At 45.7% G+C, this 26041-nt stretch carries 21 protein-coding genes; 3 read left to right on the forward strand and 18 right to left on the reverse strand.

Annotation, left to right across the window (positions count from 1 at the left end; translation table 11 throughout):
* Positions 1-201: 201 nt before the first annotated feature.
* The gene (locus tag AC58P7_RS25105) at positions 202-1011 is read left to right on the forward strand and encodes an SDR family NAD(P)-dependent oxidoreductase (RefSeq protein WP_497347808.1); all 810 of its coding nucleotides are present in this window, start codon (positions 202-204) and stop codon (positions 1009-1011) included.
* 244 nt (positions 1012-1255) lie between these two features.
* Here the strand turns inward: AC58P7_RS25105 and AC58P7_RS25110 are convergent, their stop codons facing one another.
* A complete protein-coding gene (locus tag AC58P7_RS25110) occupies positions 1256-2104 on the reverse strand; it encodes an AraC family transcriptional regulator (RefSeq protein WP_497347810.1) in 849 nt (282 codons plus the stop codon).
* 325 nt (positions 2105-2429) lie between these two features.
* Here AC58P7_RS25110 and AC58P7_RS25115 point away from each other — a divergent pair, with 325 nt between their 5' ends.
* The gene (locus tag AC58P7_RS25115) at positions 2430-4703 is read left to right on the forward strand and encodes a beta-L-arabinofuranosidase domain-containing protein (protein ID WP_497347856.1); all 2274 of its coding nucleotides are present in this window, start codon (positions 2430-2432) and stop codon (positions 4701-4703) included.
* Positions 4704-4920: 217 nt separating this feature from the next.
* Here AC58P7_RS25115 and AC58P7_RS25120 read toward each other — a convergent pair whose 3' ends face one another.
* From AC58P7_RS25120 to AC58P7_RS25135, 4 genes are all read right to left on the reverse strand, one after another.
* Positions 4921-6057: an NADH-dependent flavin oxidoreductase gene (locus AC58P7_RS25120; RefSeq protein WP_497347812.1), complete on the reverse strand. Its 1137-nt coding sequence runs from the start codon at positions 6055-6057 to the stop codon at positions 4921-4923.
* A gap of 105 nt (positions 6058-6162) precedes the next feature.
* The gene (locus tag AC58P7_RS25125; RefSeq protein WP_497347814.1) at positions 6163-6897 is read right to left on the reverse strand and encodes a GTP cyclohydrolase II; all 735 of its coding nucleotides are present in this window, start codon (positions 6895-6897) and stop codon (positions 6163-6165) included.
* Positions 6898-6944: 47 nt separating this feature from the next.
* Positions 6945-7712 (reverse strand): DODA-type extradiol aromatic ring-opening family dioxygenase, encoded by a 768-nt coding sequence (locus tag AC58P7_RS25130; RefSeq protein ID WP_497347816.1) that lies wholly within the window; start codon positions 7710-7712, stop codon positions 6945-6947.
* 20 nt (positions 7713-7732) lie between these two features.
* Positions 7733-8101 carry a DoxX family protein gene (locus AC58P7_RS25135; RefSeq protein WP_497347818.1) on the reverse strand — a complete coding sequence of 123 codons (369 nt, stop codon included), beginning with the start codon at positions 8099-8101 and terminating at the stop codon, positions 7733-7735.
* Between the two features lie 201 nt (positions 8102-8302).
* Between AC58P7_RS25135 and AC58P7_RS25140 the strand changes: the two genes are divergently transcribed.
* Positions 8303-8608, forward strand: a complete 306-nt coding sequence (locus AC58P7_RS25140) for a winged helix-turn-helix transcriptional regulator (RefSeq protein ID WP_497347820.1) — start codon at positions 8303-8305, stop codon at positions 8606-8608.
* Positions 8609-8992: 384 nt separating this feature from the next.
* On the opposite strand, the gene AC58P7_RS25145 is transcribed toward AC58P7_RS25140, so the two are convergent.
* The 13 genes from AC58P7_RS25145 to AC58P7_RS25205 all read right to left on the reverse strand — a co-directional run.
* On the reverse strand, positions 8993-10630 hold the full coding sequence (locus AC58P7_RS25145) for a GMC oxidoreductase (RefSeq protein ID WP_497347822.1): 1638 nt from the start codon (positions 10628-10630) through the stop codon (positions 8993-8995).
* 352 nt (positions 10631-10982) lie between these two features.
* On the reverse strand, positions 10983-13274 hold the full coding sequence (locus tag AC58P7_RS25150; protein ID WP_497347824.1) for a beta-glucosidase: 2292 nt from the start codon (positions 13272-13274) through the stop codon (positions 10983-10985).
* A gap of 24 nt (positions 13275-13298) precedes the next feature.
* Entirely contained in the window at positions 13299-14189 is an 891-nt protein-coding gene (locus AC58P7_RS25155) for a carbohydrate ABC transporter permease (protein WP_497347826.1), read from the reverse strand.
* Between the two features lie 11 nt (positions 14190-14200).
* Entirely contained in the window at positions 14201-15133 is a 933-nt protein-coding gene (locus AC58P7_RS25160; RefSeq protein ID WP_497347828.1) for an ABC transporter permease, read from the reverse strand.
* A gap of 189 nt (positions 15134-15322) precedes the next feature.
* Positions 15323-17599, reverse strand: coding sequence for a glycoside hydrolase family 2 protein (locus tag AC58P7_RS25165; RefSeq protein WP_497347830.1), 2277 nt, complete (start codon positions 17597-17599; stop codon positions 15323-15325).
* A 117-nt stretch (positions 17600-17716) separates the two neighbouring features.
* Positions 17717-19222: an ABC transporter substrate-binding protein gene (locus AC58P7_RS25170; RefSeq protein ID WP_497347832.1), complete on the reverse strand. Its 1506-nt coding sequence runs from the start codon at positions 19220-19222 to the stop codon at positions 17717-17719.
* Between the two features lie 142 nt (positions 19223-19364).
* The gene (locus AC58P7_RS25175) at positions 19365-20972 is read right to left on the reverse strand and encodes a response regulator (protein WP_497347834.1); all 1608 of its coding nucleotides are present in this window, start codon (positions 20970-20972) and stop codon (positions 19365-19367) included.
* Positions 20973-20989: 17 nt separating this feature from the next.
* Positions 20990-22729: a sensor histidine kinase gene (locus tag AC58P7_RS25180; RefSeq protein ID WP_497347835.1), complete on the reverse strand. Its 1740-nt coding sequence runs from the start codon at positions 22727-22729 to the stop codon at positions 20990-20992.
* 457 nt (positions 22730-23186) lie between these two features.
* Positions 23187-23606, reverse strand: a complete 420-nt coding sequence (locus AC58P7_RS25185) for a GNAT family N-acetyltransferase (RefSeq protein WP_497347837.1) — start codon at positions 23604-23606, stop codon at positions 23187-23189.
* 129 nt (positions 23607-23735) lie between these two features.
* Positions 23736-24308, reverse strand: a complete 573-nt coding sequence (locus AC58P7_RS25190; RefSeq protein ID WP_497347839.1) for a beta-class carbonic anhydrase — start codon at positions 24306-24308, stop codon at positions 23736-23738.
* 167 nt (positions 24309-24475) lie between these two features.
* Positions 24476-24808, reverse strand: a complete 333-nt coding sequence (locus AC58P7_RS25195) for a hypothetical protein (protein WP_497347841.1) — start codon at positions 24806-24808, stop codon at positions 24476-24478.
* Positions 24805-25440 (reverse strand): succinate dehydrogenase cytochrome b558 subunit, encoded by a 636-nt coding sequence (locus tag AC58P7_RS25200; RefSeq protein ID WP_497347843.1) that lies wholly within the window; start codon positions 25438-25440, stop codon positions 24805-24807. Before AC58P7_RS25200 ends, AC58P7_RS25195 begins: the two co-directional genes overlap by 4 nt.
* Before the next feature lie 143 nt (positions 25441-25583).
* The coding region (locus tag AC58P7_RS25205) for an IS3 family transposase (protein WP_497347844.1) at positions 25584-26041 on the reverse strand (458 nt) is incomplete at its 5' end.

Genomic DNA, 26041 nt, shown 5'->3' on the forward strand with positions numbered 1-26041 from the left:
ACGACTCATCCATAACGTTCAAACGACTTTTTGCGCCGTTATGCGCGAGGAGGCAAAGAAGAGGCCTCTTCAAGTCGTTCAAGTACTATAATAAAGTCGTTTAAACGTTAGAGAGGGAATACGGAGTACCTTAAGATAAGAGCAAGTAGCCTTAGCCATACCCAGATTCATGCATTCACATCTAATAAGGAGGATTTATAAATGACAGATTTCTCTAGTGTAAAAGACAAAGTCGCAATTGTTACAGGCGCTTCCGATGGTCTTGGTAAGGCAATTGCGATGTGTTATGCGGAAAATGGTATGAAGGTCATTGTGTCCGATATCAATACTGAAAAGGGCTCTAGGGTAGTTGAAGAAATTAAATCTAGAGGTGGAGAGGCGTCTTTCTTTAAGACGGATGTCAGCAAGGAAGAAGAAGTAAGAGGAATGGTTGACTTTGCAGTCGAAGCTTATGGCCGTTTAGACGGTATTGTAAATAATGCGGGTATTAGCGCTGATAATAGGCCAACTCATGAATATTCAACATCCGAATTTGATAAGTTAACGTCTATTGACCTAAAAGGCGTATTCCTGGGTATGAAGTTTGGAATCGAAGCGATTCTTAAGTCTAAAGCATCAGCAGGATTCGTAATCAATGTTGCCTCTTTAGCTGGCTTGTTAGGCAATAGTTCTATGGCTATTTATACTTCGGCCAAGCATGGCGTTGTAGGTCTTACAAAGAGTGCGGCACTCGATTATGCACCTCACAACATTACCGTCAATGCAATTTGTCCGGGGACCATCAAGACTTCAATTTGGGGGAATGCACCTGAAGAAGTTATTCAACAATACGCAAAGTTACTATCTCCGAATGGAAGACTAGGCGATCCAAAGGAAGTTGCACATTTAGCATTATTTTTAGCCTCTGATTTGGCTCGTTACATTAGTGGTTCAGCAATCACAGTCGATGCTGGTTCTAGCGCGGGTAAGCTAACACCTTCTCAATGGTCTCATCCGGAAATATTGGATTAATGTACTCTTTTAATAATCAAGAGTGCTGCTGGCGGGAAAGATCCAAGCGGATACTTTATAGAAACAGGGAACAGTTGCCGGCCTCGGCGATATTCCCGCTGCCGTTTTCTTGTCCAACCGTATAAATCATGCATGCATATTTATGCATAATTTATGTGCTGTAATCAAATAAAAAGCCAGTCAAAACACAAAACTAATGTGTTAGACTGGCTTTTGTTTATTGTCCGTTTACATCCCTGGAGGGTCACTTATAGAACAATAATCGATTGGCAGTTGCATTGCGGAAGCCGGTCGGCGTAAGATTCGTCATCTGCTTGAACAATTTCATGAAATGCTGGCTGTCATGAAAACCGAGCTGCAACGCGATTTCATTGACAGTCATATTCGTGTCGGTTAACAGGAAGGACGCGGCTTCAATCTTCTGCTGCAAAATATACCGTTTGAGCGGTACCCCGGCAATCTTGGAAAAAAGGTGCGATAAATATTTAGCATTGTAGCCGAAGTGCTCCGCAATATGTGACGTCTTAAGCTGTTCACCACGGTTCCACTTGATGTAGTCAACAATGTCGTTATATAGCTGCTGCTGTTTCAACTTTGGCTGAGAGGCTTTCCTGGTTCTAAAAGTTTGATTGCTTAGCTCGCACAGAATACTCGTTACCAAATAGTTATTCAGCGTCGGGTCTTGATAACTTCGAATCGAATCTTGCAGTTGTTTCATCATGACAATGATCTTATCCGCGTTGCTTAATGTGCCCTTGCTTGGAATCGCGATGGATTCGGAGGGGCATTCATAAGCTTCTTCCAATTGTGACATGATCGCCTGTTGTTCTGTCATAAAATGAAGCCAATAAAAACTGCAGTCCGATGCACGATAGCCGTACTGCTTGATCCCAGGAGGCATGAGCATATAATCGCCTTCGTGCAAGACATGCATCTCCTGCTCATCCGCGATATACAAAATCCCCTTGGTCTGCACGAAAAGCTCGTAATCTATCAGCATTCTTCTCATGTGCATCCAATCGGGGGAGGGAGCAACGAACTTACCCGTCATGACCAGCTGCAGCGGCTTCTCTACTTGAAAAGTATGAACCATCAAAGGTTGATCACCACCATTGGCATGAAAAGCTACTTCTAAAGCCGGGCCCCTTCTTCGCATAGGCCCCGATAGTTGCTTTTCTTACCTTTTGACACCTGAATGTGGTGCACTTGTTTTAATGATAACAAGGTATTTACACGATAACAAGCCTGTTGTTACGAAATACACTGTTAACATAGATCTGACTTTTTTACACTAATTCGATCGTTTTGCCATTTACCAACCCGGTCGTTTGAAGGTAATCTGAAGAGTGTATGATGCCGTAATCAAGCTGGTTGCAGAAACAGGAATCAATATGAAGGAGGCATAAATAATGAAAACAATGCTAAACGTAAATCTGCTGGATGGAATATATAAAGCATCGCAGGAGAAGGGGAACGAGTATCTGCTTTATCTGGATATCGACAGGCTTGTTTCACCTTGCTATGAAGCCGTTTCCCAAACCCCGAAGAAGCCGCGCTATGGAGGTTGGGAATCCAGGGGAATTTCCGGTCATTCCATTGGGCACTGGCTGTCGGCCGTTTCCGCGATGTATGCAGTTACTCGAGACGGGAAGCTGCTGGAAAAGCTTGAATATGCGGTAAATGAACTTGCTCATATCCAGTCCTACGATCCGGACGGCTATGTCAGCGGTTTTCCCCGTGAGTGCTTCGATAAGACGTTTGCGGGAGATTTTGAAGTCGCACACTTCAGTCTTGGGGGTCAGTGGGTACCATGGTACAGTATCCACAAGATCTATGCGGGACTAATCGATGCTTATCTTCTGGCCGGGAACGGGAAAGCCCTTGAGGTTGTGATCAAGCTGTCAGACTGGGCGAAGAAGGGCACGGACAAGCTGAATGACGAGCAATTCCAACGGATGCTCATCTGCGAGCACGGCGGCATGAACGAAGCGATGGCCGATCTCTATCTCATAACAGGCAACAAGGACTATTTGGAGCTTGCGATCCGGTTCTGCCATCAGGCTATCCTTGAGCCACTGGCCAGAGGAGTGGATGAGCTTGAGGGCAAACACGCCAACACGCAAATTCCGAAGGTGATCGGGGCAGCCAAGCTTTACGAGATTACCGGGGATGAAACTTATAAAAAAATGGCGCTTTTCTTCTGGAACGAAGTCACGAGAAACCGTTCTTACATCATTGGCGGCAACAGCAACAACGAACATTTCGGACCGGTCAATTCGGAGAAACTCGGTGTCGAGACGCTGGAAACGTGCAACACTTATAACATGTTAAAGCTTAGCGAGCATTTATTCCGTTGGTCCCACGATGCCGAATATATGGATTTCTATGAGAATGCACTGTACAATCACATATTGGCCTCCCAAGATCCGGATAGCGGGATGAAAACCTATTTTATAGCCACGGAGCCTGGACATTTCAAGGTGTACTGCACGCCGGATCAATCCTTCTGGTGCTGTACCGGCACTGGGATGGAGAATCCCGCTCGTTATACAAGACAGATTTATTACCGGGAGCAGGACGAATTGTACGTGAATCTGTTCATCGCTTCTGAAATCCGGCTTGAGGACAAGCATATCAAGCTCAGGCAGGAGACCGATTTTCCGCGGACGGACCGCACGAAGCTTATTTTTGAAGAAGCCGACAAGTCTGTCGTAACGCTCCACATCCGCATTCCTTATTGGGTATCGGGAGCAGTCACGGCTGTCGTGAACGGCAAGGAAACGTATTCCCGATCCGAGAGCGGCTATTTATCCATTGAACGGGCATGGACCGCCGGCGATGTCATTGAGATTGCGCTTCCGATGGAGCTTCACGTCTATACTTCCAAGGACGATCCCTGCAAAGTCGGGTTTAGGTACGGTCCCATTGCGCTCTCAGGAGCACTCGGAACTGAGAATTTTCCGGAAACCGACATTCTTGATGACCATATGAAGCTGCATCACCATCCGCTCATCGAGGTCCCTACCCTCGTCGCTGCCAAGGAAGACGTCAAGCAATGGATCAAACCGGTGGAAGGCTCACCGTTGACATTTGAAACCGATGCGGTGGGACAACCGGGCAATGTCAAGGTGACCCTAATCCCGTATTATGAGCTGCACCATCAGCGTTACACGTTATATTGGAAATTGATGGATGAGGAATCCTACAAGACCTACAGGGACAAGGAAAAGGAAGAGATTGATAGACTTAGAGCGATTACGGTCGACTTCGTTCAGCCAAACGAACAGCAGCCGGAGGTCGAGCATAAGCTCCGAACGGAGAATTCGAACTCCGGATATTTCTACGGCGCGAGCAGAGGCTGGCGCGAATGTATTGGCGAGGGCTTCTTCAGCTATGAAATGGCCGTGGAGCCGAATAAGCCGATGTATTTGCAGATCACTTATTTTGGCAGTGATAAAGAGCTTGACTTTAATGGAATTCAATACGAACGGGAATTTGCGATTCTGATCGATGAAACGGTGATCGCGAACCAGCAGCTGCAGGCAGATAAGCCGGATCAACTTTTCGAGGTTTACTACGATATTCCGATCGTCTTGACGGAAGGAAAACGGAAGGTGGAAGTGAAGTTTGCTTCAGTCCAAGGTAAATCCGCCGGCAGAATCTTCGGTGTCAGGATCGTCAATCAAAATTAGCGAAACAAAACAGAGGCTATCCGCGGGTTGAACCGTGATAGCCTCTTTCATTTTGTACTTATTTCACTCTAAATACAGTAACTAAATGCTTCGGAAAATCGTACGAATCTGTCTTCCTCATGAAACTTCTTCTGTTTGGGCGACACCTTCAGGTATGCTCCCCTCAAGTTGTAGGTTTTATTATAAACCTGCCGTCTTTGCAGTAGCTGAAACGGGTTTATTCAGCGAGGGGAAACCAGCCGGGAACATGCAGGATCGTTTGCCACATCGGGTCGGGAACGACCAGCTTTTGTTGATCATCTCTCGTCAGCGTCGTTGCGATTTCGGCTTCCCGTCCTTCCAGCGTTTTTTCCGACCAGTCCGGATCTACGACAAGCTCGCGGCCAATCGCAATAAGCGATACACCCGTTTGCAACGCCTTTGCGGCTTCTTCGGGGGTTCGAATGGCGCCGACACCCATGACGGGGACTTTAGCACCTACTCGTTCCTGTATGATTTCCATTCGAGAACGGGTATCCTCCGTCCCGCGTCTCGGAGCCGACCAGAAATCGTTCAGGGAAACGTGAAGGTAATCCAGCCCTTTATCCGCCAGCGCATCGATTAGCGCGTTCGTTTCCGCCATCGTAATGCCCGGCGTTTCCGGCTCTTCCGGGGAAAAGCGGTATCCGACAAGGAACGGCGCCACGGCATGCGCATGAACCGTCCGCTTGACTTCGTCCAGAATCGCCATCGGGAAACGTAATCGATTCTCCACGTTCCCTCCCCAGCGGTCTTCGCGGTGGTTTGTATACGGCGAGAAAAATTGTTGAAGCAAATAGCCGTTGGCTCCGTGAATCTCGACCCCATCGAAGCCGGCTTCGACGGCTCTTCTCGTCGCTTCGCCAAAATCCCGGATGATCCCTTCGATCTCTTCATTCGAAAGCGGCCTTGGCGCTTTCATAGTCCCGAGACCTAAGCCTTCAGCGGGAGGAACCACGCTCGCGCTTACAACTTCGCCGTCAGGCACGAATTCTGCCGGGCACATCCGGCCGCCGTGAAAAATTTGCAGCACAGCCTTCGCGCCTTTTTCCTTAATGGCCGCCGCAAGACGTTTCAAGCCTGGAATGAATGTGTCGTCATGCACGGAAATTTCACCCGGAAACCCCTTGCCGTTCAAAGAGACATAAGCGCATGCAGTGATGACCATGCCGACTCCCCCGGACCTTCTGGCATAGTAACGGATTTCCGCATCCGAGACGCTATCGTCCGGATTCGCGGACATAGTCGTCATCGGCGCCATCGTTAGACGATTTTTTAGCTTGACACCGCTTCTCAAAGTCAATTCCTCGAATAATGCTTGATAATCAGGTTTCATATTCGTTCATTTCCTTTCGTATCGACAATAAATATTTCACAAATAACTGTTGTTAAAGCCGTTCCATTTCCATTATAAAAGTACCCGAAAAACGGATAATCGCCTTCATTGTAAGTGACCGGCACGGTCAATCTTCGTCTTCAAATATTTTTCGTTGTACTCAGACACGTCCCCCCAAAGTTGAACCCGTTCATTTACGTCCAATCCGGCTTTCGAGAGTGCTTCGAGTTTCCGCGGGTTATTCGTAATCAGCGTGACTGGTTTTGACCGAAGGGATTTCAATACCTGAATAGCATCGCTGTAATCCCTAGCGTCATCCATGAATCCAAGCTTCAGGTTCGCATCGACAGTATCGTACCCGTTTTCCTGAAGTATATAGGCGAGGGCTTTACTGAAGAGGCCAATACCTCTACCTTCATGATTGGCCAAATAAAATAGCGCGCCAGAGCCGTGCTCGGCAATATGCTTCAGTGATTGCTCCAGCTGGTAGCCGCAATCGCAACGCTTGCTGCCGAAAATATCGCCGGTATGGCAGATGGAGTGAAACCGAATCAAGGCGCTGTCGGCATTTTGAAAATCCCCGTAAACTAATACGCTCGATTGTTGAAATTCCGCCAAATTGCCTTCTGACAGCTTGGCGATCATGAGCTCAATATCGTCCGTCGCCTCACGGGAATTCAGCCAGCAATACCAGTTGAACTGAACGGTTTCCCCCATCAGGTTAATCGGCAATTTAATGGGTCCGGCAAGATAGATGGCTCCCTCGCCGGTTTCGATTAATTGTACTTTTCCTTGCAGAAGAGAAACGACCCCCGGGTCTAGCATTTTCGTCATTAGCATAGTTCCAGCTCCTCATGTAACCAGTTTGGAGGCAAGAGCCCCCGCAATCAAAATTCGAAGCACAAATTACTAAAGGTGCCAACCTCATACGATCGATGAAGGACGACCGGAGCTTTATCCTCGTCTCCGCTGCCCATGGCAAGGAAGAGCGGTACAAAGTGCTCCGGCCTGGGAACCGCCAGCCGCGCGTGCGGGGCGAGCTCTGTATAGCGATCCAGTGAATCGATATCCCGCTCTTTCACCTTATCAATGATCCAGTCGTCAAATTGCACCGCTTCGGCTTTCGGCTCCGATGCATTCAGGAAAAGCCAGCGCAGATTATGCACCGTATGCCCGCTTCCGACGACTAAAATATTTTCAGCTCCAAGCCCTTGCAGCACCCTGCCAATACGATATTGTTCCTTTGGCGTCAAAAAAGGGTGTACGGACAATTGAACGACAGGGATATCGGCGTTCGGATACATGTGCTTCAAGGCTACCCAAGAACCATGATCCAGGCCTCTCTTTTGTTCTCTTTTCGTTTGAATGCCATTGTGCTTGAAGCGATCCTCTAGGATTTCCGCAATTGCGACAGAGCCCTTTGCCGGATATTTCACCTGATACAACTCATCCGGAAACCCGTAAAAGTCATAGATCGTATCGAGAATGCCATCCGTGTACGTCAGCGTGAGCGTCTCGCTTTCCCAGTGGGCGCTGAAAATCACAATCGCCTTAGGCTTGAAGCGTTGGCCCAATTCCCCAAGGAACCGCGAATAGTCATTTGTTTGCACGCCCAGCATAGGCGAACCGTGACCGATAAATAAAGCTGGAACCATATGAGTGAACACCTCCTGATTTATTGCCGGGCGGAAGCCTGTTGCAGCGACCTTCTCCTTACAAAAGCGATGGCCAGGATAACAATCAGCACAAGAGGCATCGGGAGCATGGCCATTTCGCCGTGTGTGATATGTGTCCCTGCCGCGCCGACCAGAACGACCGCCAACAAAGCGGAGGCATAGAAGAAGGTTTTCCGGAACATCAAAGCGAGTCCTCCGGCAAGCTCAATGATGCCGATGAATACGCGGAACCAATCGGCATATTCGTAGCCTCGAAACATGGTAACCGCCTGCTCGGCTCCCGATACCTTGAAATAACCGTTCATCATAAAGAACAATCCCACGACCACAAGAACTGCCCTGCCTGCAATGATTAACCCTTTGTTCATAGTAATACTGTCCTCTCCTTCGTTAACAATTATTTGTAATGATATTCCATAAAGTAAGTACTGGTTTTATAAAAACTTGATCTCGATTCCAATAGTTACTTTTAATAACCTAAATATACAATAGTAACTTAGTTATTACAAGTAATTAATTGTGGTATAATAATAATATTAAACTTAATCAAATTAGAGGGATGATCCGTTATGCAAGAACCTAGGAAATGCATCGTTACTCAAGCAATGGATATATTAGGGAAAAAATGGACAATTACCATTTTGCTTCAGCTGCTTTCCGGACCGAAACGTTTCTGTCAACTTGAAGGAGATACAGAGGTCAGCGGCCGTCTACTCTCGGAGCGGTTAAAAGAGCTTGAAGCCGCTGGCATGGTCACCCGGACGATTTATCCCGAAGTTCCGCCCAGAGTAGAATATGAATTGACGGAAAAAGGAAAAGACGTGGGGCCGATTATTACGGATATCTACGGTTGGTCGTCAAAATGGCTACTTTGATGCCTTGTTTCATAATCAAACCATATTGACCCAAGCTTGATCGCCCTCATCTTTCCTCACAATCAGGCGAAAGGCGATCGACCTACATTCTCTTTTTGGCGGCCACTTGTCCACTTCGTTGAGCCCGAAAACCTGTAGGTACACACGGGTAATCCACAAATCACCAGAATCCTTACTCCCTGGCGATTTGTGTTTCTATCCCTTCAAACACGAACATTTGTGTGGTATTACAAATTTACAAACATTTGAAAAGCATCGCTATTTTCTCTAGCCAATATAAGCAAATCAGAATAAACAAGACTACCCGCCTTTCACTAGAAGGCAAGTAGTCTTGTATTTGTTTCGTCTCATTATCATAGGGTAAAGGAACACTGCTTTCAGACGTTACTTCAGCAGCCGAATAATCGCATCGGTAGTACGGATGGCTAGCGCCACAATTGTCAGTGTAATATTGGCGGTTCCGCTTGTCGGAATGACGCTGCCGTCCGCCACATAAAGTCCCTTTATTCCGTGGATTTGACCATAAAGGTTGGTGCCGGATGTATAAGGATTCTCCCCCATCCGGCAGGTCCCCATTTCATGAGAGTCTGTACCGGGAGGCGACAGGCAAAGGGAATGGCCGCCGCCAGGAACCAGCGGTATTTGCATCGCAGAGGCCGCTCTCTTTATACCCTCTGCCATTTGTTCGATGACGGATCCATCTCTTTCACTGTAAGAGAACTGCAATTTGAGCTTGGGAATGCCGTCTTGGTCGCGATCTTCAGGGTCTAGAAATACATGATTCTCGTATCTGGATTCTACCTCGCCCGAAGCGGCAAAAATACACCACCACTCCCGCTGAAGTGGCTGCACTTGATATTGGTCCCAGGAGAAGCTTCCGGGTCCGAAGATTTGTATTTGATAAGGACGCTCCTTCTTACCCGGCATCAAAATATGAAGCGGTCCCAGCACCTCCGGAAATTCCTGGCGGTTTATTATTCCAATTCCATCCACCCGGGAATGATTCGTAAAATAATGGCCGATTGCGTGCCCTTTAAGGTCCGAATTTAATAAAATTTGTGACGTGCCGAACGTGCTTGCCGCCAATACGATATGCTTGGCCTTAACGACATACGATCGTTTGTCCGGAGTTACCGCCTGAACGCCAACAGCCCGGTTTTGTTCCGTCAGCACCTTGACAACCCGGGCGTTAACCGCCAAATCAAAGGGAGCGTTTAAAGCCTGAGCAAAAAATAAGATAGAGCTGAAAAACGGGTTGGAATTTATGACTCCATTCTGATTGACGGGCTCAAGATTGACGGCCATCGGTTCGTCTATTGCATCGGAAAATCCGTTGCTCTGCAGCCGGTTCAATAGCATCTGTGTCAATAACGCACTTTTGGTGAAATTTCCAGTTACGTTCATGACCTTCTCCGCAATGGTATAGTAATTGTTCATTTCTTCTATTGGAACTGGCCATTTCGCAAGCTCGGAAACGGACATTCGCGGGCTTGTTGTCCCCCAGAACAAGGTTCTGCCGCCGAAAGCATAAACCTGCGCCGAAACGTAGCCGGGTATGAACGTAGACAATTTCTGCTTGTATTGATTCAACCGTAATCCATCCATGGTCGCGATATTTCTCGCATGTGTCGGAACGGCAAGATCGCCGCGTTCAAGGACACCGATCTTTTTTCCATTTGCGCCCATTTGCTGGATCAGCCTCCAGAGCGCGGCACCGCCGCCGGCTCCCGTACCTACGATGAGAACATCGTATTCCGTTCTCTGCATGTCCTCAAGCGAGGTCAGCGGTATCCATTCCGCATTCGGAGATGCTTGGATTGGGAATGGAGGGCACATAGGCAAATTGATCTTCGGTTTGTCTGACGCCTCGGATGAAGGGAGACGGACTTGCAAGCCGGCCAAATTCTCATTGGAGCCGGTTATTGCCGGATTTAAAGATACAATCGCTTCTAACGAGGAATTTGTTTTTTGTGCGATTGTCCGCAGCGTATCTCCATCGTGAGCGATGTATATTCTCATCATGTTAGCCCCCCCCTGTGGTATCGTCGTTTGAAATATATGCCGGAGAAGAGTGTCCTATACCGCTGCTTCAATCGCTCATTCCGACTTTAAGCGACAAAATAACGCAAGCCTCTCGCCATATCGTCATAGAATTGTGAAAGTCTTTTTCAACGGTTGGCATGGCTTGTTTTACTTCCTTCGCTGAAGGTGCTGCCAGCCGGCCCCCATATAAAAAGAGGCATTCACTACATTAAGTGAACGCCTTTTTACTTCAAGACTTTATTGTCCTGTTCATCCGAAAGTCGCGATGCTTGCACTGTTGGTTGACAAATGTGTTTTGAAGTACTTCTTACAAATATCTGTCTACAACCTACTATTTCACCACATTTGGTATGAAGTTTGCCTGATTCAGCCGCTCGAGCAATGAATCAAGAGACTCATCCGTAAGTCCGCCTCCGCTAAATGCAACTAAACCGCGAATCGGCAAATATTTCAGGAATGCGGCCATCAGTTCTGACATCCCTTCCCCTTCTTGGTTAGAAGAGCCGAACGGCGAATGCTTCAGCAAATCCCCTACGATTGAAGCAGCTTGCGGATTCTCCATCAGATCGCCGACTGTTGAATTTCGGGTATACGTCTTCGCTATCGTTATTGTCGAATTCACTCGCATTGTCCTCTTAAGTACGATATCCGCTGAAGATTTTCCGACCAGAATCTCGAACTCGCCTGTCTCAACATGCCAATTATTCATTTCGACGTTGAAATAAGCAAAGGATCTCTTGTCAAGCCTAAAGGTGACGGTTTTCTCTTCTCCAGGCTTAAGCGCTACTTTGACGAATCCTTTCAGTTCCTTCTCCGGGCGGGACACGCTGCTATGCACATCCCGCACATAAAGCTGCACGGTCTCTTTACCAACTCTGCTGCCGGTATTTTTTATATTGACCGAGACGTTGACCGTATCGGTGTCGTCCATCTCATCTTTGTCCAGCACAAGTCCGCTGTATTCAAAAGTTGTATAGCTAAGCCCGTGACCAAATGGGAACAGTGGCCGAAGCTTTTTCTTGTCATAATAGCGGTAACCTACGTAGATCCCTTCCTTATATTCCACAAGGTCTCCATCACCCGGGAAATTCAAATAAGACGAATTGTCGCTCAACTGAACAGGGAACGTCTCGGCCAGCTTACCGCAAGGATTGGCATCACCGAACAGCAGATCCGCAATCGCTCCACCCAGCGCTTGTCCTCCCAAGTAAGCCTCGAGCACAGCCTTTACGCCGCCGATCCAAGGCATTTCCACCGGAGCTCCATTGCTTAGCACGAGCACGGTCCGTTTCTGCACTGCCGTCACCGCTTCGATCAGCTCCGATTGATTGACTGGTAGATTCATATGTTCACGGTCGAACCCTTCAGATTCATAACGTTCCGGCAATCCGACGAAGAGTATAACGACCGATGCATCTTCTGCAAGCTTGATCGCTTCCTTCAAAAGCTGTGGATTCGTTTGGTCTCCGTTCAACTCATAGCCCTGGGAATACGCAATCTCCGCACCGCTTCCCGCCGATTTGGCAAGCTCCTCGCTGATATCCTCGAGCTTGGTTGGCTTAATATGCGAGCTACCTCCGCCTTGATATCTCGGCTGCTTGGCAAGTTGCCCGATGACGGCAATCTTGCCGGACTTCGGCAATGGCAAGATGCCATCATCGTTTTTCAGCAGAACCATGCTTTCACGCGCAACTTCCCGTGCTAGAATATGATGCGCCTCCGGATCATAGGAAGCTTCCGATTTCTTGCTGTCGATCGCCTTGAAGACGATGTTCAGTATCCGTTCAACAGCCGCATCAAGCTTTTTCTCTGACAGCCTGCCGCTTTTCACCGCTTCGACGATTTTACGGTCACCGGCGCCGTTACTTGATGGCATTTCCAGCTCAAGACCTGTAGCCAAACCGTCTGCACGCTCGTTCACTGCGCCCCAGTCGGAAACGACAAACCCCTCATGTCCCCATTCGTCTTTCAAAATGTCCGTAAGCAGACGCTCATTTTCCGCACAGTACTCGCCGTTAAGTTGGTTATAGGCGCACATGACCGTCCACGGCTGACCTTTCTTAACTGCTCCTTCGAAGCTGGCCAAATAAATCTCCCTCAGCGTTCGCTCGTCGACGACCGCATTAGTCGTCATCCGACGGTGTTCCTGATTATTTACCGCGAAATGCTTTAGCGACGTGCCCACGCCTTGGCTCTGTACCCCTTGAATATGAGCAGCAGCCATTTCAGATGACAAATACGGATCCTCCGAAAAATATTCGAAATTGCGCCCGCAGAGCGGCGATCTCTTGATATTGGCGCCGGGGCCAAGCAAAATGGCGACGTCTTCAGCCTGACACTCTTCCCCTAGCGCTACACCGACCTTGCCGATCAGCTCACGATCCCACGAAGAAGCAAGCCCCGCTGCAGATGGGAAGCACGTAGCAGGAACGCTATCGAACAGTCCCAAATTATCTGCCGACGCGCGCTGCTTACGAAGTCCATGAGGCCCATCCGTCATCATGACGGACGGAATGCCGAGCCGCTCAATCCCTTTCGTATGCCAAAAGTCAAGCCCCGAGCAGAGAGAGGCTTTCTCTTCCAAAGTCATTTGTGAAATCAATTCTTGAATATTTCTTTTCATAGTTACCCTCCTAATGTAATGAAATCAACCTTTAACAGCACCAATGGTCATGCCTTTGACGAAGTATTTCTGGAAGAACGGATATGCGATCAGAACCGGGATCACGGCAATCACAGCAATCGCCATGCGGAATGTTTCGCTCGGTAGCTGTGCAATGCTCTCCCCAGCTTGCGAGCCGATCTCGCTGTTACTAGCCAAGAACTGGATGTCGCTCATAATCCGGTTGAGTACGTTCTGTAGACTGAACAATTTGGGGTTGGTAACATAAATTAATCCGTTATTCCAGTCATTCCAGTAAGCCAATCCCTGAAACAAGCCGACGGTGGCCAGAATCGGCAGCGAGAGGGGGAGTACAATTTTGTAATACATTTTAAATTCGCTTGCACCGTCGATGCTGGCCGATTCCAATACCGGAACCGGAATTGTCGTCATAAAGAACGTTCGCATGAGGAGCACGTTAAAGCCATTCATTAAAAGTCCCGGAACAATCAACGCCCACAGCGTATTCTTGATATGGAATAGTTGTGTATAAATCAAGTACGTTGGAACAAGGCCGCCATTGAACAACAAAGTGAAAAACAGCAGAAAGGCGAAGAATGTTCCGCCCGGCAAATCGCGACGCGATAAAGGATAAGCGAGCAGCGATGTGATTAATAGACTTACCGTTGTCCCTATTATGGTTATGAGAATTGTAATCCCGTAAGCGTTAAAAACGAGCGATGATTGCTGCCACAAATATTCGTATGCGTTTAAACTAAACTGTTTTGGAAAAAAAGAATACCCATTCTGCAGGATTGTCTTTTCGTCCGTTATGGACGACATTGTCAAAAGAACAAACGGAAGCAGGCAACTGAGTGAAAACAAGATCATCACAAGATGTGCGGCCCACTGCCAAACACGATTTTCATTATTCATGTATATCCCCCTTAGAACAGTGCGTTCTCTTTGTTGACTTTTCGAACAACATAGTTGGAAACGATAACGAGCACGAATCCGACTATCGATTGATAGAAGCCAGCGGCTGATGACATGCCGATGTTACCAAGCTGCAATAGACCGCGGAACACGTACGTATCGATGACGTTCGTAGTACTGAAGAGGGCTCCTGCATTCATCGGGACTTGATAGAACAGGCCGAAGTCTGAGTAGAAAATGCGCCCGATCGCCAGGAGCGTCAGCATGATGATTACGGGAGTGATCAGCGGTATCGTAATCGTACGAATTTGCTGCCACTTAGATGCCCCGTCCAGCTTCGCCGCTTCGTAATATTCCGGATCAATGCCGATGATTGCAGCCAGGTAAATGATACATGCGTACCCTGCACCCTTCCAGGTATGGACCAAGGTCAGAATAGCCGGCCAGTATTTCGGCTCGTTGTACCAAGAAATCGGCTCGATGCCCAGCGCCGGCAGGAGCGTCTTATTCATGAATCCGCTCTCGATGCTCAGCATCGAAAATACGAGATAACTGACCAATACCATCGAAATCAGAAATGGTAGAATGATAATGCTTTGATACAGACGGGACGCAAACTTGCTCTTGATTTCGTTCAGCAGAATGGCGAAGCCAACTGCAACGACGAGGCCGATCACAATAAAAGCTGCGTTATAAAGAATCGTATTGCGGGTAATCATGTAAGCGTCAGATGTTTGGAACAGAAACTTGAAATTCTGAAAACCAACCCAATCAGACCCCCATATTCCTTTAGCAAAATTGATGTCCTTGAAAGCAATCGTGAGACCGAACATTGGTAAATAATTATTGATGATCAAGTATGCAATTCCCGGAAGCATCATTAGATAGAGCGGGCTGTATTTCCAAATTCTCTTCCTGGCATTGCTATGCGTACGTTTTGTCATTCCGAAAGTTCCCCTTTCCATTTCTATCGCGGTGTATGGTATCTTGCTGTACTCTCATAGTAATGAAATCCTGTTCGTCCCACTACCGTTTCTACGACTTCTGGTTTGCACTTTGCCGACTAGCCTTCCACCTTTGATTCACAAAATTGTCCCTGTCAACAGGCAAAGTTGACAGGGACAATACAGTAATCATTTTTTTATCGCATTCAGTTCTTTGTTAATGACTGCCAACAATTCCGGGACAATATTAAATTGCACCAGTTGGGACATTTTCTGAATGGACATAACCCCTCTCATCACCTCAAAGAACGGATTATTGGCCATATCTCCAAAGTATTTAAGATATACCGCTTTCGCCTCTTCATTGCTATAGAGGTCTTCAATCGTGTCAAATGTAGAATAGTATCCATCTTTCAATTCGATAGGCTCAGCATTGGATAGATCAAATTTTTCGAACCAGTTGACGACATTTTTTGCTTTTTCCGGTTTAACATGGATATAACTTTGGTCTATTTCCGCTGCATGATGAAGCACAATCTCATCCGTATGGATGACGCCAAATTCATCCGCAGCTTCGACTTTTACATCATTCTCCCCTGCGATCAATGGAACATCCTTTATGATTTTCATCGGTGCGCCGCTCTTAATTTCGGTAAGAAGGGTATGATTTAAATAAACTTTAACATCGTGCAAATTAGACAGGATCACAATATCATTGAGCTCTTGGTGCCTATTCACAAATCGTCGGCCGGCTAAATGAACGAAAGGAACCTTAGACCAGTTAGCTTTATAAAGATAAAAGGCGTCCTTCTTGAGTTTCCGGTCAATGGTAACAAGTCCCTTCAAGTTCTTTCCTGTTTCACCGCCTTCATTTCTGTTTGCGCTGCCGAAATCAAACATGTTCCATACATAACCGCCTACTACAAACGATCGCTTATCGAAGGTTTCCAAGGCATTGTGATGAAATAACAGCTGGTATTCCTCCGTATAATCTTGGACCCCAGGCGTATAAGAATGGTACTTGGGATTCGTATCTACCCCATATTCGGATACGAATACAGGGATTTTAGGTTGAGCTTGATGAAACTCATCAAGGCGATCTTGCAAGTCTTTGATTTCACCATAATACCAGCCGTAGTATAAATTGTATCCGATCAGGTCAGTAAAGCTATTTATAATACTTTCATTCTCGACACCGTTAATATTAGCTTGAACTGTTAAGCGACTAGGGTCAAACTTTTTGGCCAGAGCCTCCAGTTTTCTGATAGTCTTATAGGTTTGCTCCGTCTCTACGGCAATTGTAATCTCATTTTGGACACCCCAACAATAGATAGAACAATGATTATAGGCCTGCTTAATAAGCTTTTCCAGCTGTTCTTCCGCATTATGATTTTCCGGGTCCTTGGTGGAAGGAATGCTGATAAATGGAATTTCTGCCCATACCAACAGTCCGTAACGGTCGCATAAGCTGTAAAAATAGTCATCATGCTGGTAATGGGCAAGACGAAGGCTGTTCGCTCCGATTTCCCGGATCAAGGCCATATCTTCATCCATATGCATTTTCGTAATAGCATTGCCTACACCGGCGAAGTCCTGATGACGGCATACGCCGTTTATCTTGACTGGTTTGCCATTCAAGAGCAAGCCTTGTTCCGTCGTTGCTTCAACCGTCCTAAATCCTATCGCGACATGCCGAGAATCGCAGACTTGTCCCTCAATGACGACGGATACCTCTACCGTATAAAGATAGGGTTGATCTACGCCGTCCCAAAGAATCGGATCTGCAATTTCGCTTCTTATACTGAATTTTGCTTCATTTTCAAGAACAAGCTCTGAGTTTGCCTCCATGACTGTTCTTCCTGCTTCATCCTTGAGCAGTATCTTAAGGACTCCCTCTTTGGAGACAGAGGATTCATTCACGATTTGACCATGGACGGCCAATTCAAACGTTTCTGGGGTAATTTTCTGCTGCGTCAAATAGACACCATCCCGTCCGTTGTCCATGACGTCAAAATGAATATCGTCCATGATAAGTAGCTTCACTTCCCTGTACAAACCGCCATAGAAGGTGAAGTCCGCCATTAGAGGGAACACCGTATTGTCGTAGCTGTTATCAACCATAATGGCGATAAGATTTTCTCCCTCTTTCAAGTAAGGGGTTAAAGGGACTCTAAACATGGCATATCCGCACCGGCTGTCCCCGGCCAAGCTGCCATTTACATAAACATGACCCATATTCCCAGCGGCTCCGATTTCCAAGTAGATGTATTTTGTCAAATCCTCTTGGGAAATGTCCACAATCCGCTGATACCAGCACTGCCCCCGATAGTACTGTTCGCTACCGCCTTGACCATCGGTATCGTTCCAGGAATGAGGCAGTGTGACAGACTCGCCGTCTTGTATGGACTCAAGTACGTAGGTGGGATTATTCTTTTTCGTGAATGTCCATTGATCGTTTAATGGCATGATATTTAGCATATAATTACCCCTTTCGGTGTCGATTGAGATGACTCGATCCCTGTCAAAAAATTCCCCGGTCAACTGAGATGTTGACCGGGGCAAATGAATAGGAGTCGAAAAGAATTATTTACTGCTTTTCGCCCATTCGTCGAGCTGTTTTTGCTTCTCTGCAATTATTTTGTCAATTCCGGCGGATTTCAGCTTGGAGATAAACTCTGGCAAGATTTTGTCCGGATCGACACTCCCAGTCTCAAGAGGAAGCTTGTACTGCGTAACCACGTTGGTTACCGCGGCATATTCAGCCTTGACCGGATTTGCATCGAACGTAAAGCCCAGCGCCTTCGACTTTAATGCGGATTTGTTGAATTGATCCATCTTCTCCCAAATTTTTGGATCGTCACCCTTAAATACATGGGATAGGAATTGATTACCGAACATATATCCCATATTCAGGCTGTAGCCCGAGGTTTTGGCGTCAACGCCTTGAGGGTAGTCGATGACGTTATCCGATTTGACATAGTGTTTCCCTTCTATACCCCAATCGAACAGGTTGACGATATCTTTGTCAGCATACATAAGGTTCAGGAAATCCATCGCTTTTCCCGGTGTTTTGGAGTTAATTGGTATCCCCCACATGACACCTGTGACGTTCGTAGTTGTAGAAACAGGCTGAAGCAAGCTTGCCGTAACCATAGGCACACCGCTGCTCTTCGTTTCTTGCTGTTCAAACCCTGGCTTCATATTGGAGAAATAGGCAAATCCGCGGTTCGACTTGATCAAATCAAACTGAGAAGTTTTATTCGTTGCGGCATCTTTCAGAATCAAGCCAGATGTGTACCATTTTCTCATCTTTTTAATAAACTGAGCATATTCATCCGTTTCGTACAAATTGGCTACTTTGAGATTATTATCAAAATTCGGAAGAACACCAAGTGAATCCCCCAGCATGTCAAACGTACGGTACGAATCGAGCATCGTTCTGCCGATACTGCCTGGAATCAGCGGCGTCACATCCGGCTCTTTCTCCTTGATCATTTTCAATGTGGCCTCCACATCGTCTAGCGTACGAATTTTACTGACATCAATTTGATACTTATCGACCAAATCCTTCCGCATTGTCAGACCATTATAAGAGGCAAAGTCGCGGATGGTAGGAATAGCGTAGATGGATCCAGCAATTTTGGCTGCATTGAGATAGGACGAATCCATCGCTTTTGAAATCCCTTGGCCATGCTGTTCGAGCAGTTTGCTAAGGGCAACAATTTGACCTTTTGAAACATAGCTGCTGTAGCCGGTGCCTGATACAAACATTAAATCCAGCTTTTCGCTGCTGCTCAGCATCAGGTTAACTTGTTGCTCCCAGTTCCCCATGCTGATCGGCGTCAATTTCACAGTAGCATTGATCTTCTTCTGTGCGATTTGATTAATGGAATCCTGCACCAAGGACAACTCCTTAGGCACTGCACCGAAAATCGGGTAAGCAACAGTCAGTTCCGTCGGTTTTTCCTCCGGCTTTGCCGTTTTATCCCCGGCTGCTGGCGCCGTATCTCCACTATTGTTGCTGCAAGCGGATAGAACAAGCATAGACCCTATAATGAGTGCGCTTGCCGACATGAATCTCTTCTTCATAGTACTCCCCCATTTACTATTTGGCGTTTGCCTACTGAAACTGTTTGCGATACTCGAAATCTTCAGCAAGCATATCTTTATTTTACTTTTGCTGCAGATTCGGCTCTGCTCCGCTCACGACTTTTCGCTGTGCATTTGCCGACTACCTTTCACTTTGAACTGGTTGGTGCAGTTGGCGGTATTCAATCGGATTCAGGTTGGTATGCTTCTTGAACATCCTGGAGAAATGGGAGAAATTCGCATACCCGATATGCGATGCCACGGCGCTGACCGGCATATCGGTTTTCGCGAGCAGTTCCTGGGCAAGCTTGAGCCGTTCGTGAAACAGATAATCCGATACGGCCATGCCCGTTTCCTTTTTAAAGATCCGGGTCAAATAGTCCGGATTCAAAAACACGTGATTCGCAATCTCTTCCCTCGACAAGTCTTCTGCAATATGCTGCTTAATGTAACTAATAACTCTTTGGACAACACTGAAGGATTGTTCAACTGTGTTCACATACTCCATCGCTTTGCTTACAACGTGATTCATCCATGCGATCAGATCGGTTACTGAGCGGGTCGCGTTTGCGGAAAACTCCAGCGAGATGGTATCGCTAAACAATTGGTGAGCTTGAATACCTTTCATCTGGAGCATATAATACATCGCTTGCTGAAAATCCTGGTAAAATTGACGGAGCAGGTTTGCATCCAAGCCATTCTGCCGCAACAATAGATCCAAAAAAGAGGTTGCTTCTTCCAATACTTTAGCGAACTCCCCCTCCTTCAGCATAATAGACCACGTGCTCATGTCGGGGAGCTGTCTAATAACAGGTTGTAATTGATCCCCGGAAAGCAGGAAAATCTTATTGTTATAGGCCACGTTGTTTTTCTCATTTTCACCAAGTCGTTTTACCACCTCAAACATTTCGTGACCGTGTACTTTTTCACCAATATAACAGGAAAGATCGCAGTAAAAATACTTCCTGCAGGCGTCAATGTAACGTTCGCAAGATTGTTTCAACAACAGCTCGATGTCGGAATAACTTTCGGCAGATAAGATAGCTAGCAATCTTCCGCTGTTTAACGTTATAATTTGTCCGTTTTTTTTGTTCCCCAGAATGATTTCCTCAGCCGTATTTGTTAGAGCATATTCCAATATCTTCTCTTCGCGCATCGTCACATGCTTGTGCCATCTCTGCATGCTAATTAGCACCGGGACAAATGTCATTTTTTCGGCATAAGGAATGTTGCGATCCGCCGCGGCTCGACTTACCGACTCTGCTCTGGGCGGTATCGTCTGGTTGATGATATCCAGCCAGAACCGCTCAATCAGCATTGGTTGATGTTGGAACCAGAATTGGCCATATTGGCTGAATTGGGCTAATTCCGATTCTTTATTGATTTTCTCGACCGCTTTGAGGATCGTTTTTTCCAACTCATCGAAAGGAATCGGCTTAAGAATGTAGTCCAGACTCCCTAACTGGAGAGCTTGTTGGGCATATTTGAAATCAGCATGACAGGTCAAGAAAATCATCGCCGTGCTCGGATATCGTTCCATAACCCATTCCGCCAGTTCCAGTCCCGATACTTGCGGCATCTCGATATCGCAGAGCATAATATCGATTCGCTCATTTTCGAACAGCTCTTTCGCTTGTTTTACGGTAAAAGCCGAGAATACTGCGGTTATACCAAGCTTCTGCCACTCGACTCCCGACCGGACTCCTTCAACAGCATGAATTTCATCATCTACAATCAATAATTGAAGCATACTAGGGAACCCCTTTCCTATCTTTCCGATTGATATGGAAGCTTGATTTCTATAACAGCGCCGCTAGGGAAACCATTGTAACAGGATATGGCCGCATGCTCTCCATATAACAGTTGCAATCGCTTACGAACGTTCCATATACCAATATGCTCGCCTTGTTCGTCGACCACGCGGTTTCCAGAACGAATCTCGGCTAATACATCCTCCAAAAATCCTTTGCCAGTATCGCGAATGATGATTTCGATATAGGGCTCCAGTCCGGTTTCCATCAAATCGATGGCAACGGAAATATCCACGGGTTCCTCCAGCGTGACACTGTGCTTGATGGAATTTTCCAAAAAGGTTTGAATCACCAAGGGGGGGATCGGGATATTTTCCAGGAAATCGGGTGAATCGATCGTACAAGTTAAGCTGTTTGGAAACCGGAGCTCCTGAATCCGGATATAGTTTCGGACATGCTGCAATTCTTCCCGCAACGTAACGAACGTCAAATTACTTCGAAACATGAATCTGAAATACTGGACAAGACATAACGTCATTTCCTGAATTAATTCGTAGTTTTTCACTTGAGCCAGATTAAACAGGATGTTCAAAGAATTCATGAAAAAATGCGGGTTAATCTGCAGCTGCAAGTGCTGAAGCTCCGCTTGGTGCTTGCTAAGCTGTTCTTCGTACACATTGATTTTCAACTCTTCGATTTGCGACATCATGCGGTTAAAGGTTTGATTGACCAATAGAAACTCATCAGAGGCCGGATAAGGCTCGATTCGAACGTTCACGTTTCCATCATTGATCCTTCTCATAACTGCAATCATCCGTTTAAGCGGAACGAGCAGAATGTGGCGGAGAAAAAAAAGACTTATCGGTATAAGCACAATAGAGGCAAGTGAAATTACCTCTATGATACGCGTCAAACTAGGCAAATTCTGTAAAATTTGTTTATCCGGAATAACCGCTACCAGGTTAAAGTCACCTTTTTGCGAGGGCTCCCCGACAATTAGCAAGTTATTCTTGCTTCCCGACATATAAAACTGCTGAAAGTTTTTCGTGAAATCGATATTCTCATCTGGTAATGGATTGGTGCTGACCATCAGCTCCCCTTGATTTGTTACAAAAAGAGCGCTCCCTTCGGTGCCCAAATTAATTAGATTCAACGGTATGAGCAGCGTCTTAGCGTTGACCCATGCCCCGATATAGAGATCACCCGATTGAATGACGCGCAACATGTAATAGTCTTGTCCGATTTTCTGAACGAACCAGCTGCTGCTGCGGATCTCAGCGAGATTAGGACGTTGGCTCAGCAAACGATGTAAATATTGCTCGACATGATCCCTCTCTTGAAATGTAACTGATGCTTTAAAAACGTCCAACAAATCCTGCCTTGACTGTGAATACACAAAAAAAGCATCGACCGATTTATACAGAACAATATCGTTAGACAGTTTATCCGAAACGCTATGTTTAGCCAGCTGATATTCGTCCTCTGAATTAGGAGTATTCATGGAACGGACACTATAATCGGAAGTCACCATGCTGATCAAATTTCGATCCGCATCCTGCAGTTGGGTATCGATTTGCCCCTGATACAAAGTGATTAAACTTTTAATTGACGACGCCACCTGATTGTGTACGACATGAATGCTGTAGAAATTATTGTAGATCAGCAGCGTGATGAGAGGAACTGTCACAAAGAGCAGCCCGGCTACCAGCTTGAACCGAATGGAATTCCATGATATATGCGGAAACCGCAGTCCCATCCAATGTCTCTCCCTTCTGGAAGTCTAAAAGGACTGCCAAGAATCCTCTCAGCAGTCCGACTTTATTCATTAGTATGCCATCGTAATCATATCGGATTCCTAGATGTCTTCGCTACCGTTTTGACGACATATCCCTATGCATATAACGACTTTAGCCGTCTTTCGCTTAGTTGTAAATCATACTTGGCGTCATCTGTATTATAAAAGGTCGTTTTCACATATTGTTGTAAATATAAATGGCACAAAAAAGAGGCTTGTTTACTGGATCAGTAAAACCAAGCCCCTATCTATAACACTAGTTTCCCCCTAACTCAAATGACATTAGTACTTTTTAACATTAATTTCTTTCTAGTTTTTCCCATTTATTTCATTATGAACAACCTGAAATCGTTGGTCTGTTAACCTTTGAATCCGGTCAATTAACTGCCCCAAGTGATATCCTGTATACAACTTGTGATTAAAGAACTTTGATAAATGAGTAAGCAAGCTTTTCATAACCCATCTTTGTTTCATAGAACCTATGGGCATCGATATTGGATAACCCCGATCCCAAAGCCACAATTCCACAACCATTTTCCTTAGCGTAATAATGGATATGTGCAAGTAGTTCTTTACCATAACCCTTAGATTGCTCTGAAGATTTGGTGACTATGTCATAAACGAATACATGCTTCCCAAAATAAAAATTCGTGAGTATGCTTATTCCGGCTAATGCAACTATTTGGTCATTATCATATAAAGCAAACATTCTATATCCTTCTTCCCTCATATTACGAAGAAAATCAAGATATGTACTTTGGCTTAGATGGGTTCGTAATTCATACATTACTGGAAAGCCTTCGAGCCATTCTTTTTCTTCCACTAACTCTTTAATCATTTCACGTTCCCCTGTTTCATTAATGTGCCTGTCCATGTATTCTTCAGTGAGCTATAGTTTCTCGATAGCTCAGTATTCCCCAGAATAACGTTTCGTGATCCAGGAAGGCTTCATTCAAATCAGCTTTCCCTACGATTCCTTCTGTTTATAACCGTCAACTATTAAATCCAACTTTCCTGTTTCCGGGTCGATTACAAGGCCGTGAACTGGAATTTTTTTTGGCAGGAGGGGATGTTTCTTGACAGTTTGCACGCTTCCTTTGACGGAATCTTCAACACTATCAAAACCGTGTAGCCACTGTTGCAAATTAATTCCGGAACTTTCGAGGGTGTCGATAGTTTCGGAAGATATGCCGTTCTCCTTCATTTTATTAATGGTTTCGCGAGGGTCAATACAGCTCATCCCGCAATCATGATGTCCGACCACAAACACTTCATCGGCATTTAATTCATATACAGCGACAATAACGCTACGCATAACACTGCCAAATGGATGCAAAACAATCGCTCCAGCATCTTTAATGATTTTGGAATTGCCATCTTTTATATTTAATGCTCGGGGAAGAAGGTCGGTAAGCCTTGAGTCCATACAAGTTATAACAACCATCTTTCTATCTTTGAATCTAGATGCTTTATATTTTTCAAATTCCTTCTTCTCTACAAACTCCGAGTTAAAGTGTAACATATCATAAAGTCGGTCCAAGCTTCTCACCTCAATTTCTCTCTTGATATCTTATAATCTTATTATAACCTACGAAGCACCCTCAACATGCCAAACCGTATTCTTATTAATTAGTTTCGATAAATGAATCTAGTCCTGCAACATCCATGCAAAGCAAAAGAACCATCAGAAGCGCTACCAATACGCAACTAACGAAACTGTCGTAATGATTGGTAATGCAGTTGCTTAGGTTGTTCGGGGAGGTTGCGTAACAGTGAAAGACCATAGGGGCGAAATAATTCCACTCTCCGAATTCCGGCCGACATTGCAAGTAAATGTTCTATCGTGATGCGGGATTTCCAATCATCCTCCTGAAAACGAGCTCGTTTACCCCGTGGTAGAGTCAAAGGTCCGCACCCATTCATTTGCGACGCCCTGATGTGAACAAGATCGAGACTCTTCTCTTCAATTGCACTTAACTTCTCAGCGTTGCTGAATTCCATCATTTTTTGAAAAGTTCTGGTGATGGCTTCCTTACTCATATTTTGAATTCATCTCCAGTAAAAGCAACGAGCGAAAGAAAGAACAGCAAGGAAATAAGTACAAATACACCCATACAAATATAAGAAGAAATTTTTTGTGAGCGTGGTGAAATCGTAATGCCCCAACTGATCAGGAATGCCCAGAGGCCATTGCTGAAATGGAATACTGCCGACAATACGCCGATGACGTAAATGATAAAAAGCACTGAATTTATAGCAATTTGATGCATCGTCGAACCAAGCTCCTCATGCGTAATATTACCCAAGTAAACTTGAAGACGAGTATTAAAAAAATGCCAGAAAACGAAGATAAACGTAAGAACCCCAGTAATGCGTTGCAGAGTGAACGCCCAGTTACGGCCGTACGTGTATTGTCTGGAGTTCAGATTGGACTGATAGGCCATGTACAGTCCATAAATGCCGTGAAACAAAATCGGTAGGTATATCCCAAAAATCTCAAGCAACGGCTTAAGCGGCAGACTGTTGATCAAATGCACATAGTTAGCGAACCCTTCTGGTCCGCGTTCAAACGCTTGAAAGTTGATCGATACGTGCACAAGAATAAAACCTCCGAGAGGAATTACCCCGAGTAGCGAGTGGAGTTTGCGCCAGTAATATGAATTTCCTTTCATTTTTCACCTCTCTAAGATGATTTACTTCCCGTTTCGTATGATGTTGCGCAATAAATCGATCATTATAATTGGTACGAAACTAATAGAAAGGAGACCCGTAAACTGAACTGTAACCCGTTTCGTAGACATTTTAATAAAAAGAACTAAGCAGCAAGGAGATGGTCCCTGAACTGGTCAGGGGTCATCTTTTTTAATGTCCACTGATATCTTGATGAATTGTAGTTGTCCATATAATCTGCAATCAAATTCCGAAGTTCTTCTATGGTTTTACAATGGTTATATTCAATCTCGTCCTTCATATGACCAAAGAACGATTCCATAGAAGCATTATCCCAACAATTACCTTTTCGAGACATGGATTGCTTTAAACCGGCTTCCTTGACTTGTTTCTGAAACCTTGGATGAGTATAATGCATTCCCTGATCGGAATGGAATATAGTTTCAGAGTTGATTTGGCTTCGCTCGTTCTCCATAAGCTTCTTTAGTGTAATTTCAACGATGGGTAACTCCAGCGAAGCAGATACATTATGAGCAAGAATTTGTCTGGTTGCCCCATCTTTAATACAAGACAAGTATGCCCATTGGCCACTGCCGTAACGTA

This window comes from Paenibacillus sp. J22FR5 (assembly GCF_059691975.1).